Annotated in this window: 17 protein-coding genes and 1 pseudogene; 4 read left to right on the forward strand and 14 right to left on the reverse strand. The window is 64.6% G+C overall.

What is annotated here, in order from left to right; genetic code table 11:
- Positions 1 to 50: 50 nt before the first annotated feature.
- Together AC1L6K_RS18435 and AC1L6K_RS18440 are read right to left on the reverse strand one after the other, a co-directional pair.
- Entirely contained in the window at positions 51 to 1,058 is a 1,008-nt protein-coding gene (locus AC1L6K_RS18435) for a sugar phosphate isomerase/epimerase family protein (protein WP_480950283.1), read from the reverse strand.
- A 416-nt stretch (positions 1,059 to 1,474) separates the two neighbouring features.
- The gene (locus AC1L6K_RS18440) at positions 1,475 to 2,158 is read right to left on the reverse strand and encodes a GntR family transcriptional regulator (protein ID WP_480950284.1); all 684 of its coding nucleotides are present in this window, start codon (positions 2,156 to 2,158) and stop codon (positions 1,475 to 1,477) included.
- Positions 2,159 to 2,335: 177 nt separating this feature from the next.
- On the opposite strand from AC1L6K_RS18440, the gene AC1L6K_RS18445 reads away from it, so the two are divergent.
- Positions 2,336 to 3,391, forward strand: coding sequence for a hypothetical protein (locus tag AC1L6K_RS18445; protein ID WP_480950285.1), 1,056 nt, complete (start codon positions 2,336 to 2,338; stop codon positions 3,389 to 3,391).
- A gap of 200 nt (positions 3,392 to 3,591) precedes the next feature.
- Here AC1L6K_RS18445 and AC1L6K_RS18450 read toward each other — a convergent pair whose 3' ends face one another.
- The 9 genes from AC1L6K_RS18450 to AC1L6K_RS18490 all read right to left on the reverse strand — a co-directional run bounded on the left by AC1L6K_RS18450 (position 3,592) and on the right by AC1L6K_RS18490 (position 13,839).
- The gene (locus AC1L6K_RS18450) at positions 3,592 to 4,362 is read right to left on the reverse strand and encodes a CE1759 family FMN reductase (protein ID WP_480950286.1); all 771 of its coding nucleotides are present in this window, start codon (positions 4,360 to 4,362) and stop codon (positions 3,592 to 3,594) included.
- Between the two features lie 136 nt (positions 4,363 to 4,498).
- Positions 4,499 to 6,043 (reverse strand): amino acid permease, encoded by a 1,545-nt coding sequence (locus AC1L6K_RS18455; protein WP_480950287.1) that lies wholly within the window; start codon positions 6,041 to 6,043, stop codon positions 4,499 to 4,501.
- A gap of 71 nt (positions 6,044 to 6,114) precedes the next feature.
- Positions 6,115 to 7,560 (reverse strand): aspartate ammonia-lyase, encoded by a 1,446-nt coding sequence (locus AC1L6K_RS18460; RefSeq protein WP_480950288.1) that lies wholly within the window; start codon positions 7,558 to 7,560, stop codon positions 6,115 to 6,117.
- A 48-nt stretch (positions 7,561 to 7,608) separates the two neighbouring features.
- A complete protein-coding gene (locus AC1L6K_RS18465) occupies positions 7,609 to 8,577 on the reverse strand; it encodes an asparaginase (RefSeq protein WP_480950289.1) in 969 nt (322 codons plus the stop codon).
- Positions 8,574 to 9,281: a FadR/GntR family transcriptional regulator gene (locus AC1L6K_RS18470; RefSeq protein ID WP_480950290.1), complete on the reverse strand. Its 708-nt coding sequence runs from the start codon at positions 9,279 to 9,281 to the stop codon at positions 8,574 to 8,576. The genes AC1L6K_RS18465 and AC1L6K_RS18470 overlap by 4 nt, the downstream gene beginning before the upstream one ends.
- A gap of 206 nt (positions 9,282 to 9,487) precedes the next feature.
- Positions 9,488 to 11,530: a DUF5107 domain-containing protein gene (locus AC1L6K_RS18475; protein ID WP_480950291.1), complete on the reverse strand. Its 2,043-nt coding sequence runs from the start codon at positions 11,528 to 11,530 to the stop codon at positions 9,488 to 9,490.
- Positions 11,531 to 11,768: 238 nt separating this feature from the next.
- Positions 11,769 to 12,278 carry a hypothetical protein gene (locus tag AC1L6K_RS18480; RefSeq protein ID WP_480950292.1) on the reverse strand — a complete coding sequence of 170 codons (510 nt, stop codon included), beginning with the start codon at positions 12,276 to 12,278 and terminating at the stop codon, positions 11,769 to 11,771.
- Positions 12,275 to 13,192, reverse strand: coding sequence for a TIGR01777 family oxidoreductase (locus tag AC1L6K_RS18485; RefSeq protein WP_480950293.1), 918 nt, complete (start codon positions 13,190 to 13,192; stop codon positions 12,275 to 12,277). The genes AC1L6K_RS18480 and AC1L6K_RS18485 overlap by 4 nt, the downstream gene beginning before the upstream one ends.
- Positions 13,189 to 13,839 (reverse strand): TetR/AcrR family transcriptional regulator, encoded by a 651-nt coding sequence (locus AC1L6K_RS18490; protein WP_480950294.1) that lies wholly within the window; start codon positions 13,837 to 13,839, stop codon positions 13,189 to 13,191. Before AC1L6K_RS18490 ends, AC1L6K_RS18485 begins: the two co-directional genes overlap by 4 nt.
- Before the next feature lie 266 nt (positions 13,840 to 14,105).
- Here AC1L6K_RS18490 and AC1L6K_RS18495 point away from each other — a divergent pair, with 266 nt between their 5' ends.
- Positions 14,106 to 14,564: a Clp protease N-terminal domain-containing protein gene (locus AC1L6K_RS18495; RefSeq protein WP_480950295.1), complete on the forward strand. Its 459-nt coding sequence runs from the start codon at positions 14,106 to 14,108 to the stop codon at positions 14,562 to 14,564.
- Between the two features lie 29 nt (positions 14,565 to 14,593).
- On the forward strand, positions 14,594 to 14,719 hold the full coding sequence (locus AC1L6K_RS18500) for a DUF6176 family protein (RefSeq protein ID WP_480950296.1): 126 nt from the start codon (positions 14,594 to 14,596) through the stop codon (positions 14,717 to 14,719).
- 78 nt (positions 14,720 to 14,797) lie between these two features.
- Here the strand turns inward: AC1L6K_RS18500 and AC1L6K_RS18505 are convergent, their stop codons facing one another.
- Positions 14,798 to 15,178 (reverse strand): VOC family protein, encoded by a 381-nt coding sequence (locus AC1L6K_RS18505; protein ID WP_480950297.1) that lies wholly within the window; start codon positions 15,176 to 15,178, stop codon positions 14,798 to 14,800.
- 151 nt (positions 15,179 to 15,329) lie between these two features.
- Between AC1L6K_RS18505 and AC1L6K_RS18510 the strand changes: the two are divergent.
- Positions 15,330 to 15,776 (forward strand): annotated as a pseudogene (locus tag AC1L6K_RS18510) (GNAT family N-acetyltransferase); the annotation flags it as partial.
- A gap of 114 nt (positions 15,777 to 15,890) precedes the next feature.
- Here the strand turns inward: AC1L6K_RS18510 and AC1L6K_RS18515 are convergent.
- Together AC1L6K_RS18515 and AC1L6K_RS18520 are read right to left on the reverse strand one after the other, a co-directional pair.
- Positions 15,891 to 16,265, reverse strand: coding sequence for a hypothetical protein (locus tag AC1L6K_RS18515; protein WP_480950298.1), 375 nt, complete (start codon positions 16,263 to 16,265; stop codon positions 15,891 to 15,893).
- A gap of 31 nt (positions 16,266 to 16,296) precedes the next feature.
- Positions 16,297 to 16,677, reverse strand: coding sequence for a VOC family protein (locus AC1L6K_RS18520; RefSeq protein WP_480950299.1), 381 nt, complete (start codon positions 16,675 to 16,677; stop codon positions 16,297 to 16,299).
- Positions 16,678 to 16,688 lie beyond the last annotated feature (11 nt).

A 16,688-nucleotide genomic window follows, 5' to 3' on the forward strand; every position in this document is an offset into this window, starting at 1 on the left:
CTGGCTGGAGCACGGTTGTGGCGCGCCCCGGGCCGGTGTCTGGCTAGTGCCTAAACGGTGAGCAGCGAGGCTGCCGGTGCGGGAAGCTGGCGGCCCTGTGCGACCTGGCTGGTACCGAGTGCGTAGCCATCGGTCTTCGGCAGGATCTGTGAACGCAGGTATTCCTGGTTGCGTGCCGTAACGCTGAGGCCGTCTCCACCGTAGTGCTCGGTGCAAATGATGCCTTGGTAGCCAACGGAGATGGCAACCTTGAAGGCTTCGCGGTAGCTGATCAAGCCGCTTTCCATGGGAGCGGGCATGGCCACGTACTGGCCGCGGGCCACATTCTCATCACGGATATAGTTCTTCACGTGCCAGTAGTTGGAGTACGGCAGGGTCTTGGCAACCACTTCGCGCCAGTCCTCGATGGGGCGGTGAAGGCGGATGAGGTTTCCAATATCCGGGTTGAGACCGACATTGGCCAGGTCGATGTCCTGCACCAGCTGCACGGAGGAATCTGCGGTGCCCAAGTAGGTGTCCTCGTACATTTCCAAGGAGAGCAGGATGCCAACCTCGGCTGCGTGCTGGCCGAGTTCGCGGAGACGGGTGACTGCCTTGGTCCAGGTTTCGGTGTCCCCCACCGGATCAACGTGGCCCTGAACGGTCCAGAACCACAACTGCTTCTGCTGCTCGGCCGTAAGTGCCTGGTGGAGGCCTACGGAGACAACTTCGCAACCGAGCGCCGCGGCGGCGTCAATGGTGCGGTGGCTGTACGCCAGGTTTGCTTCCCAGTTGGCTTCTTCGATGATGCTGCTGCGGATGGCGGAGATGACAGGAATGCCGATGCCGACATGATCTGCGGCCGCCTTGAACTCCTTCAAGCGCGCCTCGCCGAGGTCTCCGGGCCGGACCCAGCTGTCTGTCAGGTCGGCATTTGAAAAGCCCGCATCCTTGACTTCCTGGAAGACGTTTGTCCAGGCCGAAGCGTCTGCATCGTTGATGTGCAGCCCGTTGGCGTCGACGCCGGGGAACTGGAGCAGGGCCGCTGTAATGGGCCAGTTTTCCGCTGTGTATGCCATCTGTGTAACTCCCAAATCGTAATCATGTTTCCTATAGGATCTATCATTACGAAGGGATGCGGATATGTCAAGCGTCACATCGAGCCGACCGGCAGGGCGCCCCAGACAGGCCAATTCCGGCCCTGCCGGCTTGGGGCCGCGGCCCCACGATTCACCGGATTTGCTTGACCAGGCCCGCATTGTGGGGCGATTCAGGGGCGGGGCCGGCCCGGGTGTCGCCATGCGTGTGGCCGGCCACCAGCAGGGCAGGCAGCAGGCAACACTGCCGGGCCGCGCACGTCAAGACATGGTGTCTCGACGGGCTCAGCCCGGCAGTGTCGGAAACAAGTTTTGGCGTCCGGAACGGCGCACGCTGGCAGCATTCGCCACCGCGGCATTCGGAAACAGCCAAATGGAGGGCCTGGAGTTGCCTCGTACTACGGTTCCGGCGCGTCAGCCATGGCCCGGCCGCGAACCCGGGACACATGGTCAGTCATCATGGCCGCGGCAAGGGTCGGATCCCCTGCCTTGAGGGCATCGAAAACTGCATGGTGCTCGGAAATTGCGTGCTCGGCATCGGTGATGCCGACTCCGCCAAACAATCGAAATCGTTGAACTTGGCCACCCAGCGTGTTGTAGGCGGCAAGCATGAAGGGATTGCCGGAATTTTCCGCAATCAGGCGGTGGAAAAGTTCATCGGCATCGAAATAGTCGCGAAATTCGGCAAACGAGGGGCCCCGTGGTGCTGTCTCCAAGTCACGGATTGACTGCTCCAGCGCAACCAGGGTCTCCGGCGTCATCCGCTCACACGCCAGCCTGGTTGTCACGGGTTCAATGGCGAGCCGGGCTTCCATCAACAGGGCGAAATCCTCGGCGGAGAACAGGGGCGCCACCTTGTACCCCTTGAGCGCGACCCTTTGCACCAATCCTGTGTGCTCCAGCCGCGCCAAGGCCTCCCTGACAGGAGTTGGTGAGACTTCCAAATCCCTGGCAGTCCCATCAATGCTGACCGAGGCACCCGGTTGCAGCCGCCCATCCATGAGGGATTCCAAAATTTCATCATAAACGTGATCCGCCAGCACTTGGCGGTTGATGGCATGGGATCCAGACGAAGGCTTCATGGTGTTAAATCCTATAGGATTCTCTGCTGCTTGGCGGAAGGAGAGCGAACAGTCCCGAATTTACAGCATGTACAGCTATTTTTTTGACGTCCTGCCCGCTGTGACTGCCCCTGCGAGAGTCATCATCGGATTATGCCCCGCGGCTGCGGAAGCATGAAACAATGAATTTGAAACATTATGACAGCCAGCACAGCTTTTCATCGCAAGCAGCACCAGGACGGCGATCAGGATCAGCCAGTCCCTGCTGCCAAAGCCACACGCCAGATTCCTGACCTGCCGCGCAGGTTTTTCTTTCTCACCATGGGTGCTGCTGCCGCCACCACGGCATTTCAGGCCAACATCGCAGCCGATGCCAGACTTACCGAGCTCACCAAGTACCGCATCACGACACCTGACAACGAGGAAAACAAGACTGCGGCGCTGAGATTTCCGGGCAAAACCTGGTATTTGCTGGGCGGTTTCCGCGTCAGCTACCGCGAGGCCGGTCGCAAGCTGAAAGCCCTGCAACCGGCCATGAACCAGCGGGCGTCCGCCTCATACATTGGCTACTCCAACGAGGGTATCGACATTGCCCAGCTGTTCATCGCCATCCAACGCGACGTTTATGAACGCAAGATCGACACCGTCTACTTTTATGGGGACAGCTTTGGTGGCATGGCCGCCGTCGTGCTGGCGTCCCTGCTGACGCAATCGGGCATCCACGTCAAGCTGATTGTGATGGGCTCAAGCCCCAGCAACGTCTCCGACACCCTGGACCCGGGCAAGGAATACATCTCGCTGGCGGGCAGGATCGTTCCCTATCTGGGCCTGCTGGGCCGCTTGAGCGCCGGAATCTGGGGCGGGCTGGCCAACCCGAACGGCCAGAGCATGTACCATGCGGCCCGCAGCGGCATCTCCAGTTCCTTGGACCCCAACAACAACTCACTGATCTTGAGCACCACCCAGGCCACCTTCCTGCAGGCATTCCCGCGCCAGTACGACGGCGGAGTTCCCACCACCACCGGGATCGGGCTGATCTACGACCCCGATGATTTCATCGTCAACGCTGCGTCAGCGATCCGAGGCTGGGAGGCACTTTTGCCGCGCAATCCGCATTTTGTCTACGACGTCCCGGACACAGGCCATGCCAGCCCAGAGATTCACCCCGACGTGTACCAGACCGCACTGACTGTCGTGCTGGACAAACTTGATCCGCCACCGTTGACGTCAAAGCCCGTGCAACCCATTTTCTAGACGCGGCCGTCCCTGCCGTATCTGGCGGCAGGGCCCCGGGGGCTGTTGTGCTCATTCGCGCCCGGCCGGCCACGGGCGAAAGACCGCAACAGCCCCCTTGCCCAGGAGACTTGTCCGCACCTGAAGCGCATGACCGTGACGGCCCCGCGATTAGACAGGAGCGGTCAGCACGGGCGGGGCGGGGTCAGCGGCGCTTGGCGTCAGCGGCGCTGGGTTTGCGCCAGCAGTTCCTCGAACGGCAGCGAGGTCATCTTGTCGAGTTCGTGCTGCGCCCGCTTGTCCTTGTGATTGCCCGGCACCACCCGTGGACCGCCAGCCTGGGCGGGCCCGGCGGATGCGGACGGGGAAGCATTGCTGCCGGCCGCCGTCGTGCCTGGCAATGCGGTGCCAGGCACGGCACCGCCAAACTCTGCGGCACCAGCCTGCGGGGCGTTGGCTGCCAGGACCGCCGCCAGTTCCGCGGCGCCCTGCCCAATCCGGCGCTCCAAGGTGTTGGTGCCGGAGCCACCCCAATCTTCGGGCGAGGCGTAGATGGCTGTGGACATGGTGTGGGCGCGCAGGTAGCTGAACAGCGGGCGGATGGCCATGTCCAGGACCAGTGAGTGGCGCGGTGAGCCGCCCGTGGCGCCGAAGAACACGGGCATGCCGTCAAGGAATTTGGGGTCGAGCACGTCGAAGAACGACTTGAACAAGCCCGAGTAGGAGGCGCTGAAGGTGGGTGTCACGGCAATCATGGCGTCGGCTTCCTCGACGCGGCGGACGACGCCGGCCAGTGCAGGCCCGGCATAGCCGCTCACCATGTTGTTGGCGATGTCGGTGGCGTAGTCGCGCAGGTCAACCACGTCGAGGACGGCACCGATGCCCATGGCTGACAGGCGCGCCAGGACGTCTGCGCCCATCTGGTCCGCCAACATGCGCGTGGACGACGGAACCCCAAGACCGGCCGACACGACCACTATCTTTTGCTGCACAACTACCCCTCCGGGACTCTCCAATATTTCATGCGTTTGCATCTACTGGGGTCAACTTGCCGGGGCGGGAAGTTATTCCCCGGAGGGCCGTCGGGAGCGTGCAGAGCGTGGGCGGAGCGCCGTCGGCAGTGCCGGCCTACTCTTGCGCCCCGCCGTCGGCCGCATCCCTGGCTGCCATGGCGGCACTGTGGTGGGCGATGACGGGGTGCGCACCGGTGAAGCCGTCGCGGGACGCTGCGATCTCGTTGATCCGCCCGCGGCTCAGGTACCAGCCGACGACGAGGGCCGGGATGATGACAACGATGGAGGCGATGGTCCAGGTGCCGACGGGGCTGTCGAACGCCATCAGGACCAGCACTGCCAGCAGGAACGCCAGGGTCAGGTATCCCGTGTACGGGGCGCCGAACATGCGGAACGCGGGCCTGATGGCCTGGCCCTTTTTCGCCAGTCGGTACAGGGCCAGCTGGCACAGCACAATCATGGCCCAGGAGGCGATGATGCCCAGCGCCGCCATGTTCAACACAATCTCAAAGGCCTTCGCCGGGACAATCGCGTTCAAGATGACGCCCAGGAACGCGACGGCAGCCGTGAGCAGGATGCCGCCATAGGGCACACCGCGGCTGTTCAGCTTGGCAGTGAATTTCGGCGCCGAGCCGGACATGGCCATCGAGCGCAGGATCCGGCCGGTGGAGTACAAGCCGGCATTCAGCGAGGACAGTGCCGCCGTGAGCACCACGAGGTTCATGATCGAGTCGATGCCCTCGACACCGATGGAGCCGAAGAAGGTCACGAACGGGCTCTCCCCCGCCTTGTACGCGGTGTACGGCAGGAGCAGCGACAGGAGCACGAGCGAGCCGACGTAGAACACGGCGATGCGGACAATGACTGTGTTGATGGCCTTCGGCATGACCTTTTCCGGGTTCTGCGTTTCCCCGGCAGCGGTGCCGATCAGCTCAATGGAGGCGTAGGCAAACACCACGCCCTGCATCACCACAACGACCGGCAGCAGCCCGTTGGGGAAGAATCCGCCGTTGTCAGCGATCAAGCTGAACCCGACCTCCTGCCCCGCCACCGGGGTGCCGAAGATGACGAAGTACGTGCCCACCAGCAGGAACGACACCAACGCCACAACCTTGATCAGGGCAAACCAAAACTCCATCTCACCAAAGACCTTCACGGAGACAAGGTTCAGCCCCAGCACCAGCAGCAGCGCGCCCAGCGCCCACACCCACTGCGGCACCCCGCCGATCCACGGCACGTATTTGGCGAAGAAATGCATGTAAAGCGCGACGGCGGTGATGTCGACAATCGCCGTCATCGCCCAGTTGAGCCAGTACAGCCATCCCGAGACGAATGCAGCCTTTTCCCCGAAGAACTCCCGGGCATACGAGACAAAGGAGCCCGATGACGGGCGGTGGATGACAAGCTCGCCCAGGGCCCGCAGGATCAGGAATGCAAAGAAACCACAGATCGCGTAGCTGAACATCAACGCCGGGCCGGCCCCGGCCAGGCGCCCGCCCGCCCCCATGAACAGCCCGGTGCCGATGGCCCCGCCAATGGCGATCATCTGAATCTGGCGGGACTTCAATCCCTTGTGCAGCCCAGCGTCCTCTGCGGTCAACGCGGCGCTGGGCAAGTCTTGAACTAAATCAGAGGTTTCGGTGTTTTCCTGCTGGTGCATGCTTGGAATCCTGTTCTGAAGGGGTGCGGCCGGCCCCATTGCCGGCCGCAGTGTTGGTGGCGCGGGGCAGCTTAGTCGCCGAGGTTGGCGAGGTGTTCCGGCCGCAGCAGTTCGTTGAGCTGGTCGGCGGTGAGCAGCTTGTGCTCCAGGACGAGTTCGGCCACGCCGCGTCCCGAGGCAAGTGCCTCCAGCGCGATCTTGGTCGACACCGAGTAGCCCAGCACCGGGTTGAGTGCCGTGACGAGGCCGATCGAGTGCTCGACCTGGGCGCGCAGCTTGTCCTCGTGCGCGGTGATGCCCTTGACGCATTTGTCGGCGAGGGTGGTGCAGGCGGCTTCCAGGTGGCGCATGCTCTTGGTCAGGCTGTGCACAATGACGGGTTCAAAGGCGTTCAGCTGCAGCTGGCCGCCCTCGGCAGCCATGGTGATGGTGACGTCGTTGCCGATGACCTCGTAGGCCACCTGGTTCACGACCTCAGGGATGACCGGGTTGACCTTCCCGGGCATGATCGAGGATCCAGCCTGGACGGCAGGCAGCGTGATCTCGCCAAAGCCGGCGCGCGGTCCGGAGGAGAGCAGGCGCAGATCATTGCAGATCTTGGACAGCTTCACGGCCACGCGCTTGAGCACGCCGGAGAGATGCACGAAGGCGCCGACGTCCTGGGTGGCCTCGATCAGGTCAACGGAGGTGGTCAGCGGCAGCCCGGAGATTTCCACCAGGTGGCGGCACGCCAGCGCCGAGTAGCCGACCGGTGCGTTCAGGCCCGTCCCGATCGCGGTGGCACCGAGGTTGATCTCGTGCACCAGCAGCGTGGATTCGGCCAGGCGCGCCCTGTCCTCCCCCATCGTGACGGCGTAGGTGTTGAATTCCTGGCCCAGGGTCATGGGCACCGCGTCCTGCAGCTGGGTGCGGCCCATCTTCACCACTGTCCGGAATTCCACTGCCTTCGCGGCAAAGGCGTCGCACAGGTATTCCATGGCACCCACCAGCGATTTCGCCGCGAAGATGGTGGCCACGTTCACGGCCGTCGGGTAGACGTCGTTCGTTGACTGGCTCAGGTTGACGTGGTCGTTCGGGTGCAGGAACTGGTACTCGCCCTTGTTGTGGCCAAGGATTTCCAGGGCCCGGTTGGCAATGACCTCGTTGGCGTTCATGTTCGACGACGTCCCCGCACCGCCCTGGATGACGTCCACCACGAACTGGTCGTGCAGTCCCCCAGCAATGATCTCCTGGCAGGCGGCGATGATGGCCCCGGCACGGACGTCGTCGAGCAAACCCAGCTCCTGGTTGGCCTGTGCGGCGGCCTGCTTCACCATGGCCAGGCCGTTCACCAGATGGGTGTTGTAGCTCAGCGGAATGCCCGTGATCGGGAAGTTTTCCACGGCGCGCAGCGTGTGGACGCCCCAGTAGGCGTCAGCCGGAACGTCCCGGTCGCCGATCAGGTCGTGTTCGCTGCGGTGGGTTGCCGTTGCGGTGAGCGGGTCGGAAACAGGCGTGGCTGAAATGGTCTCTGGCATGGTTCTCCTTATTGGCGGGGCGCTCCGTTGCGCCGGTGATGGGATTGGTTAGCTGGTTGTTGGCAGGCCCCGGAGTTCACCCACGGGGCGGCCTCCGCCCAGGACGGGCAGGTTGTTGAAGGGTGCCAGGGCTGCGGGGTCCACGCCCATGGCCAGCAGTGCCGGGACTGCAGCCGGCATGCGGGCGCGGTCGCCGCCGTCGGAAATTTTCAGGGCAAGGGAGCTGCCGTCTTCGAGTGCGATCACTTGGATGCCCTCGAAACCGTCCTTGGCGAGCAGTCCGGGGACGGCCATCATCAGGGCGGTGACGTCGCGGCCGCGGCCTGCCACCAGGACGGGGTGCTCGCGCATGGCGTCGGCCACCCGGCGTTCCGGTGTGCCGGGTGCGGCGGTGGCCATGCGGCTGAACGCGCGGGCCATGCCTGTCAGTGACAGCCCGAACACTTCCGTGCCGCAGCCGTCAGTGCTGACCGCGGTGATGGATTCGCCTGTCAGCTCGGCCACGGTGTCGCGGATGAGGGCTGCGAGGGGGTGGTCTGCGTGCAGGTACGTCTCCAGCGGCCAGCCGTTTTTAACGCAGGTGGCCAACAGTGCGGCGTGCTTGCCGGAACAGTTTTGTGCCAGCTGCGTGGGCCCGTGCCCGGCCCGCAGCCAGGCTTCGCGTGCGGCCACGCCATAGGGCAGGTCCGTGGAGTTGCGCAGGTGTTCCGGGGCCAGTCCGGCGTCGGCCAGGATCTTCTCGGCTGTTTCCTGGTGCTCGACGGCGCCGGAGTGGCTGGCGGCGGCCAGGGCCAGCTGCTCCGTCGGCAGCTCCAGGCCGGCCCGGAGCATGGCCACGGCCATCAGCGGCTTCAACGCGGACCGGGGGTACATGCGGGCGGTGGGCTCCCCGCGCGAGAGGAGGGTCCCGCCGTCGTGCTTCAGGGCAATGAGCGAGCCATAGTGGACGCTCTCAACGAGCTCGCCGCGGGTCTGCACGGCGAGGGCTTCGTGGGCGGGGAAGTCGGTGTGGCTCATGCTTGTTGTTCTCCCATGATCAGGCTGAGGGCGGTGTCGACGGCGGACAGGTGGGTGGCCATGGCCAGGCCGGCGTCGCGGGTGCTGCCGCGGGCGATGGCCTCGAGGATGCGCTGGTGCTCGGCGTCCGACAGGCGTGCCCGGCCGGTGATGAGGTTGATGGTTTCGGATTGGTTCACCATCGCGTCGCGGATGTCGTTGACGACGCTTTCAAAGACGCCGTTGCCGCTGGCGCGGGCAATGGCGCCGTGGAAGGCGGCGTCGAGGTTGACCCAGATCACGGGGTCGTCCTCTTCGGCCATGAGGGTCAGGATGCCGCGCATTTCCTCGAGCTGCTCCTGGGAGCGGCGGGTTGCGGCGAATTCGGCGGCGGGCACTTCGATGTGCGGGCGGGCTTCCATGAGGCTGCGGGCCGAGAATTGGCCGAGGACCAGGTCGCTGGATGCCCGGCTGGCGATGACGAAGGTGCCCTTGCCGGTTTGAGTTTCGGTCAGGCCCAGCGCGGTGCAGGAGCGCAGTGCCTCGCGGATCACGGAGCGGCTCACGCCGTATTGGGATGCTAGCGCGGTTTCGCTGCTGAGCTTGGTGCCGACGGTGAGCTGGCCGTCCTCGATGGCGGAGCGGATGGCTTGGAATACGGCCTCGGCTGCGCTCACCCGGACGATTTGTGACTGTCCGGCTGTCCAGTTGTCTGACAGGTTCATGCTTGAAACTATGACAGCCATCACAGCCTGCTGTCAACACGCCCCTCCCGTCATCAGACGCTGTCGCAGCAATGGTTGGTTTACAGACGACGCTGTCGCAGCAATGGCGGCTGGATCGCGAACGCTCTCGCACTGAATGCGAGAGCGTCATGGAAAACCCAACCATTGCTGCGAGAGCGTCTGGAGGAGGACTGCGGGGCGGCGGGTTAGTGCATGCTGAACTGGTACGCCTCGGGGACGTCTTCACCCGGGCACACCCGGCGCCAGAGTTCGGTGATGGAGTTGACCCCTTCGCGAAGGTCGGGCACCTCCACGCCCGCCTTGAGAATGGCGGACGCCGCAGCAGCGTCGCCCGAATCCGCGAGCGCGCGGGCTTGCAGGAAACGGACACGGCCCAGCATCGCGAGCGGTTCCGGCGCGGCGGACAGCAGGTCCAAGGCAAGGTCGGGCTGCCCGTTGTCCAGCGCCAGCGTCATGGTTTCAATGAGCAGGTTGCGGATCCCCGGCTCGAGGGTGCAGGCGACGGCACACTCGGCCAACCCTTCGGCGGCATCCCCCGCAGCCAGCAGCGCCAATCCCAGCCCACGGTGGGACAGCGCCCGGCTCCGTGCGCTCAGCTCGGCACCCGCGGCAAAAGTGCCCTCCAGTGCCTGGCGGTACAGCGAAGCCACAACGGCCAGGTCCCCCGCCGACGCGGAAGCCCGTGCATGAATCATGACGGCGTGGTGAAATGCGCCCTCGGCACTGGTGTTGCGGCCGGCCGTGAGCAGGTCTTCCCAATCCAGGCCGCGGACGAAGGACGACGCCCCAGCAAATGGCTGGCGGGGCGCCTCTGCCGACGACGCCTCAAAGGGCTTTTCCACAATGCCCTCGTTCGCATTCAGAAGCTCAAGCCACGGCGCCTGGTCGGCCGTCAGCGTCTCGACACCAAAGGGGGTTCCCGTCTCGTCGAGCCAGTCCATCTTGGCGTGCCGGCGGCGGGGCCCTTCGAGGGCACCCCAGCCATGGCCGGCCACCAGCATTTCCGCAGGCGGCAGATCTGCCCAGCGTCCGGCGTCGGACAGGGCCTCAGCAATGGCCTCCTCGGACACCAGCGCCTCCACCCGCTCAGCCCCATGGGCGACAGCCGCATCCCAGGATCCGGCGGCGAGCGCGGGATCAAGTGCCGCGTTGCCATACGCCTCAACCCACTGCCAGCTGGCACCGGCGGGCATGGACACGTGCTCAAACTGGGTCTGTGCCAGGCCGGCCTGGATCTCCGCATAGCGCCGCGGCTCCCCTCCAGGCTCGCCGGAGCCCGACGGTGTGAGCCACTCCTGCCAGCGGTGCCCGCCCACACTCTCGCCCCACACGAACAATTTCCGGCCCCGCAGCTGAGGCGAGGAAATGAGCGCAAGCCCATCTCCGGCGTCGTCCGCGGCAACCTCCCAGCGCCGCTCCCCCGGTGCAATGTCAAAGAAGAAGTCCACCGCCTGCGCATTCTTCACCGGGAAGGTGCAGTCGCTGCCGTGGAAATTGGTGGGGTCAACGCGCGCCATGGAACCGTCATAGTCGGTGGCGTAGGCCTGCTGCGCCGGGGCAAGCACGCGCGTGGCCGGCGTCTGCGGCACGGCGGCGTTGGTCCACCAGTACATCGGGACGGTCTTGTCGTTGGGATTGCGGATGCGCACCGCCGTGAACACCACCTTCGACTCGGCCGGCAGCCACGCGTCGATCTGGAACACCACCTCACGCAGCCGGTCGAACTCCCACATGCGCAGCACGTCCTGCCCCTCCGGCGTGCGCACGATGGCGGTGTGCAGCGGCACGCTGGAGGTCGGCGAATGCCCGCGCGTGCCGATGTTCCACTCGATGCCGCCGGCAAACCACGCATTGCGCAGCGCCAGGTTGGCGAACTGGATGCGGTCCTGGGTGTGCAGCAGCGCCTTGCCGGTGGCCTTGTCCGTGAGGTCCCAGAGCCTGCCGCCCAGCTGTGGCAGGAAGGTCGCCTTCAGGTGCGCATTTTCAAGCACGACGGCGGTCAGTTCCGCAGCGCTGGTCTCGCGCGTGTAGTTTTCCTGCATCGGACAGGGGAAGATGTTGTTCACCTTGCCCCACCGCGCCCCGGCCAAAATCTCCTCCGGAATTCCTGCACCCACCGTGTACGGGGGCTCAAGGAGCGGCTGCACGGACGGCAGGGGCGATTCCCCGCCCAGCTCGGCCAGCTCAAGGGGCCGGGTGGTGACGGTGAGCGTGGAGGGGTTTGACATGCGGCGTTCCATTCCCGAATTTTCATGGCGGCAGGACCCAAGTGGCAGCGCTGCCCGTGCTTCACTGCTGTGAGCCTATCGGATGAGGACGGACCCAGGGCCGGCCGGTGCCGGTGCCGGTGCCGGTGCGCAAGCCGCCTGGGGGTGCCGGCGGCCCAGGGCGCGCTCCCCTACTGGCTGAGCTGCGCGGAGCGCAGGACTGCGACATTCATTGAATGCCTGGACCGGACGTGCGCACTCACAGTCCAGGCGGCATCTCGTTTCGGCGGGCGACCATCTTCATGACACTTGCGCGGCCGATCGCAGCACTCGCGGCGGTCCATAAACTCAGCCAGAGCACGCTCAGCCCCGAGTCGCTGTCGAAGGAGATGCCGGCAATCACGGCCATGACAGCACCGATGCCCAGCGTAAACACCAGCACGTGGAGCCGCTGGTCACGCACGCGGCGCAGGAGTGCGGCGATCACGATGGCGAGCGGCAGCCCGATGATTGCCGCAACGGGAAAGCCATACATCAATGCAAGGGGCAGGAAATACCATGCCGTCATGATGTCTCCCGCGCTCACGACCGCGGCCGTCGTCAGGCCCAGGCAAAACACAAGGAACGTCACGATCCAGCCAGTCAGCAGCGCGGGGGCGCCGTAGCGCATGCTGAAGCTGTCCTCCTTCTCCCACCGCGCAGCCTGCTCCGTGGCGTGCGCCTGCTGTGTGTCGGGCTCCTCCTGTGCAGGGCTTCCGGTGTCCGTCACGGCGCCACCGCCATGCCGTTGCGCCCGCCGTGATGCACATTGATGTCTGCGAGCGCACCGGCCAGCTCCGGATGCTGCCAAGTAAATCCGGCGTCCTCCAATTTTCGGGCCGACACCCAGCGGCTCTTCAACACAAGCTCGGTTTCCGTGCGGATCAGCACCGCCCCGATTTTGAGCAGCCAGGCCGGGGCGGGCAGCCCAAACGGCCTGCGGTTTGCCCGGCGCACGGCCGCCATCAATTCGGCGTTGCTCACCACCTGCGGGGCTGCGATGTTGACAGGCCCGGTGATGGCGCGGTTTTCGTGCAGGAACACGATGGCACGGAACACATCGTCAATGTGGACCCAGCTGTATTTTTGCCCGCCATCGCCCATGCGTCCGCCCAGCCCCAGGCGCGCCAGGTTGTTGAATGGGCGCATGACCCCGCCGCCAGGGCCCATGACGATGGTGATGCGCAGTGGAATCCTGCGCGTTGTTGGGACGGCCGCCGATGCGAGCGTTTCCTCCCAGCCCCGCGCGACCTCGACGGAAAAGCCTGAGCCAAGTTCGCCGTCGTACTCATCCTGCGGCCGGTCCCGGGCATCGCGGTAGATGGTCCCGGTGCTCGCATTGAACCAGTCCCGGGGCGGGCGGGCGCAGGCGGCGACGGCGCGGCCCAGTTCGGCGGTGGTCTCGCGGCGGGAGCGGATGATTTCCGCCTTGTTCCCCGGAGTGTAGCGGCAGGAGACGGATTTGCCGGCAAGGTTGATGAGCAGCTCCGCGCCGTCCAGCAGTGCTGTGATGGCCGCGGTGTCGCCCCACACGGCGTCGCCCGAGCGGCCCACCGTGCGGACCTGCCACCCCGCGGCGGTGAACTGGCGCCGAAAGTGCCTGCCGATGAACCCCGAGGCTCCGGCGATGACGACAGTTCTCATGACTGCACCCGGGCCTTGAGCGCCAACGCTTCCTCGACCATCGGCTTCACCACGGGCAGGCGCGAAAATGACACCAGCCGGGCGATGAGCGGCGCGGCGCCGTCGATCAGGGTCCGGGTGCGTCGCTGCTCCCCGGAACGGTCGTACACCCAAAAAAGCACGACGCCCATGTATGCCAGCCACAAAAGTTCAGGCAGCTGGGAGCGCAGGAATGGCGGAACCTTGGTGCCTTCAATGACCTCACTGAAAATTCCGACGGCGTCCTCCCTGGCAAGGCGCGACGCCTCGCCAAAGGGGCTGACGGCCGACTGCGGCGGAAGGGCGCTGCCAATGAAGGCGCCGCCGAAGTCGTGGTACGGGGCGAGTGCGTCCACGCCAGCGTGCAGGGCTGCCTTGAGCCTGTCCCCCAGACCGCTGGCATTCGCCATGGCTGCCGTTGCGGCGACCCGCTGTTCGGCCACTGATTCCCGGTACAGCTCGAGGACGAGCTCATCCTTGGACGCGAAATAGTAGTAGGCGCTGCCCAGGGAGACACCCGCCTCCGTGGCAATGGCGCGCATGGTTGTCTTGGCGAATCCCTTGGTGCGGAACATGCCCAGGGCCGTATGCAGCACCAGTGCCTTGGTTTGTGAGCTCTTGCTGTCCATGCGGCATTCCCCTGACTTTCGAACGTGTTCAAATACCAGTAAAGCATGATTTATGAACGTGTTCAAATATAAGGGGTGGGTGCCTTCTTATCCGAAGCACCCCGATCTCCGGCAGCACCCCGCCGGCACACACTTGAGCAGGAGCCAGTGGAACTCCCCAGGGCCGCTTCCCCGCGCCCGCAGGCGGAATCCAGCCGGCCCGAACGGCCCGCGAAGTCCCAGAAGTGGGTAGCATCGAAGTACGAGGTGTCGAGGAGTGTGGCGAGATGTTTGAGAGATTCACCGATCAATCCCGGCGTGTTCTGGTACTGGCCCAAGAAGAGGCCCGGGTGCGCAACGACGATCACCTGGGTACGGAGCACCTCTTGATTGGCCTCATTCTTGAAGGCAGGGGCATTGCCTCGAAGGTCTTCAAATCCCTGAACATCTCCGCGGACAGCGTCCGGGAGGAAATTGGGGTGATTGTTGGGGAGGGACAGCGAACGGCAAACCGCACTCCCTTCACTCCGGACGCCAAGGCGGCGCTGGAATACGCACTGAGCGAATCGAAGTTGCTCGGTCACGACTACATTGGCACCGAGCACATCATGCTGGGACTGATTCGCGGCGGCAAGGGCGTTGCCATCCTGGTGTTGGAAAAGCTTGGAACCAGCCCGGCCCAGGTCCGCCAGCGGGTCATACAGAATTTGGCCGGCCACCACGATGACGGGCCCGAAGACGCCTGATTCCATGTTCCACACGGCATGATGAACCCATGAAGATTGAACTGACCCGTTTCCGGGTCCGCAAGGGTGCCAAGGCCGACGTTGACGAGTGGCTGCAGTTCCTCAACGAGAACGCCGCCGCAGTTCGCGAAACGCTCGAGGCTGAACAAAACTGAAGACCTCTCTCCTCGCGTCACGATGACTCCGGAGCGGGTGGAGTCGGTCATGAAACCACTGGCAGCAGCGCCCGTTGGTCAGCTCACGGACCAGACCCCGAGCTCGTTTCCGCTGGGATCCCGGAAGTGAAAGCGTCGCCCTCCCGGGAAGTCGTAGGGCGTCTCGGTCACCTCGCCACCGGCGTCGTGGACCGCTTGTACGCTGGCCTCCAGATCCGAGGAATAGAGCAGAACCAGCGGTCCGCCTGAGCTCACTTCCGCATCCAACCGAAAGCCGCCGACCTCCCTTCCTTCCGCCGCCCCTGTGCCTTGAATGCCGACGTATGCGGGGCCCGGGCCATAGTTGTTGAAGGCCCATCCAAAGGCGCTGCCATAGAACGATTTGGCGGCCTGAATGTCAGTAACGCCAATCTCGATGTAGTCGAAGGTGTGGTGGGTGTGTGCAGAATTTTCAGCCATGCAAGGGATTCTACGTGCCGGCCGCGATGACGTTTCAGTAATCCCGGGCTCTCCGGCCGCCGCCACCTCCGCTGGTCAGCTCGCCTTTGAACAGCGCCGGCGCACCGGCAACGCCATTGCCCATGTTGTGCACGGCTGGCAGTATGGCTGCATGGCGATCGAAGTTCGTCCCGCAACGGTGTTTGACGACGTGCGTGCAATGGTGGGACCCAAGCGGCCCGATGCAAATGTGTGCTGGTGTCTCAGCTATCGCATCCCGTCGAAGCAGAACCTTGCGCTGCGCGGTCCCGAGCGAGGGGCCCTCGTGAAGGAGCTGCTCGGCCAGGATCCTCCGCCGGGGGTGCTCGCGTACGACGGCGACGAGGTAGTCGGATGGGCCGGCGTGCATGCCCGTGCCGACACCAGCTTCGCCCGAAACCGCAAGATACCGCATGTGGACGACCTTGATGTGTGGTCGGCCTGGTGCATCAGGGTGCGACCGGGACATCGCGGACAAGGCATCTCGCACCATCTGCTCGCGGGAGCCGTGCAGTTCGCCCTCGACCACGGCGCCCCGGCAATCGAGGGCTATCCGGTGGACAATCGATTCCCGCGCGTGCTGATGCGGAGCGAGCTGCGCTGAGCGGACGAACCGTCTAGTCCGAGGCTGGCAAGCCGCCTGCGGGCACTTCGGATACAGCGCAGTTTCGAAGACCGCCCATAAGAGGGCCCTTCAGCGGATATTTCCCTTGTCGTTCATCCCTGCCGGGAATGGAGCGCGAAGGATTTTCGTCCACCGTGATCGACGATATGCAGGGCCAGGCGAAGGGCTGCACTCATTTTCCGCCAGATCCAGGCTTTCCTCGATGAGCGCATCATGCAGGGGGCGGACGAAGAGCGGCCAGGTAAACAGCGCTGTCCCGCTCGGCGACATGGAAAGATCGTGCCGGAGCAGCGTCGAGTTCTCTGACAGGCGGACGGCTGTGAAGGAGTGGCGCCCCTTGAAACCTGCAGGTTTGGTGAACTGAAACTCAACCCGCCGACCGGGCTCGTAGTCCGTCACGACATAGCGGACAGGCGCATGGCCGGCCACGCGTTCCGTGGCCACAGGCGATCGTTTTTGCCGGCGAGTGAATCGCCTACTCCGGGCGGACGGCACTGAGGCAGAAGGGGTGCCCGGCAGGATCCAGCAGCACACGCCATTGTTCGGGGGCGGGCTGATGCGCAGCCTGTGTTGCGCCCAGGGTGAGGGCGGCTTCGGTCGCCGATTCCACGTCGTGAACTGCGACGTCCAGGTGCATCTGCTGGTGCTGGGGGCCATCAGGCCACGAGGGCGGAACGTAGGCGTCCACGCGCATCAATGTGAGCATGGGACCTGCCCCCGCCAAGGCAATCACTCCACGGTCGGGAGTGGCAAAGGCTTCCTTGAGGCCCAGCAGGTGCGCATAAAAGGCTGCCAGCAGATCCGCATCCGGGCAGTCCAGGGAAATGGAGGCAAGGTTTCCGACGGGTGTAGTCATGAACCAAAGCT

Source organism: Specibacter sp. BI4 (assembly GCF_056680095.1).

Excerpts from the sequence above, each read along its gene's own strand:
- AC1L6K_RS18435 (WP_480950283.1), bottom strand. The coding sequence starts at position 1,058 with ATGGCATACACAGCGGAAAACTGGCCCATTACAGCGGCCCTGCTCCAG.
- AC1L6K_RS18440 (WP_480950284.1), bottom strand. The coding sequence starts at position 2,158 with ATGAAGCCTTCGTCTGGATCCCATGCCATCAACCGCCAAGTGCTGGCG.
- AC1L6K_RS18445 (WP_480950285.1), top strand. The coding sequence starts at position 2,336 with ATGACAGCCAGCACAGCTTTTCATCGCAAGCAGCACCAGGACGGCGAT.
- AC1L6K_RS18455 (WP_480950287.1), bottom strand. The coding sequence starts at position 6,043 with ATGCACCAGCAGGAAAACACCGAAACCTCTGATTTAGTTCAAGACTTG.
- AC1L6K_RS18460 (WP_480950288.1), bottom strand. The coding sequence starts at position 7,560 with ATGCCAGAGACCATTTCAGCCACGCCTGTTTCCGACCCGCTCACCGCA.
- AC1L6K_RS18465 (WP_480950289.1), bottom strand. The coding sequence starts at position 8,577 with ATGAGCCACACCGACTTCCCCGCCCACGAAGCCCTCGCCGTGCAGACC.
- AC1L6K_RS18470 (WP_480950290.1), bottom strand. The coding sequence starts at position 9,281 with ATGAACCTGTCAGACAACTGGACAGCCGGACAGTCACAAATCGTCCGG.
- AC1L6K_RS18475 (WP_480950291.1), bottom strand. The coding sequence starts at position 11,530 with ATGTCAAACCCCTCCACGCTCACCGTCACCACCCGGCCCCTTGAGCTG.
- AC1L6K_RS18485 (WP_480950293.1), bottom strand. The coding sequence starts at position 13,192 with ATGAGAACTGTCGTCATCGCCGGAGCCTCGGGGTTCATCGGCAGGCAC.
- AC1L6K_RS18490 (WP_480950294.1), bottom strand. The coding sequence starts at position 13,839 with ATGGACAGCAAGAGCTCACAAACCAAGGCACTGGTGCTGCATACGGCC.
- AC1L6K_RS18495 (WP_480950295.1), top strand. The coding sequence starts at position 14,106 with ATGTTTGAGAGATTCACCGATCAATCCCGGCGTGTTCTGGTACTGGCC.
- AC1L6K_RS18500 (WP_480950296.1), top strand. The coding sequence starts at position 14,594 with ATGAAGATTGAACTGACCCGTTTCCGGGTCCGCAAGGGTGCCAAGGCC.
- AC1L6K_RS18505 (WP_480950297.1), bottom strand. The coding sequence starts at position 15,178 with ATGGCTGAAAATTCTGCACACACCCACCACACCTTCGACTACATCGAG.
- AC1L6K_RS18520 (WP_480950299.1), bottom strand. The coding sequence starts at position 16,677 with ATGACTACACCCGTCGGAAACCTTGCCTCCATTTCCCTGGACTGCCCG.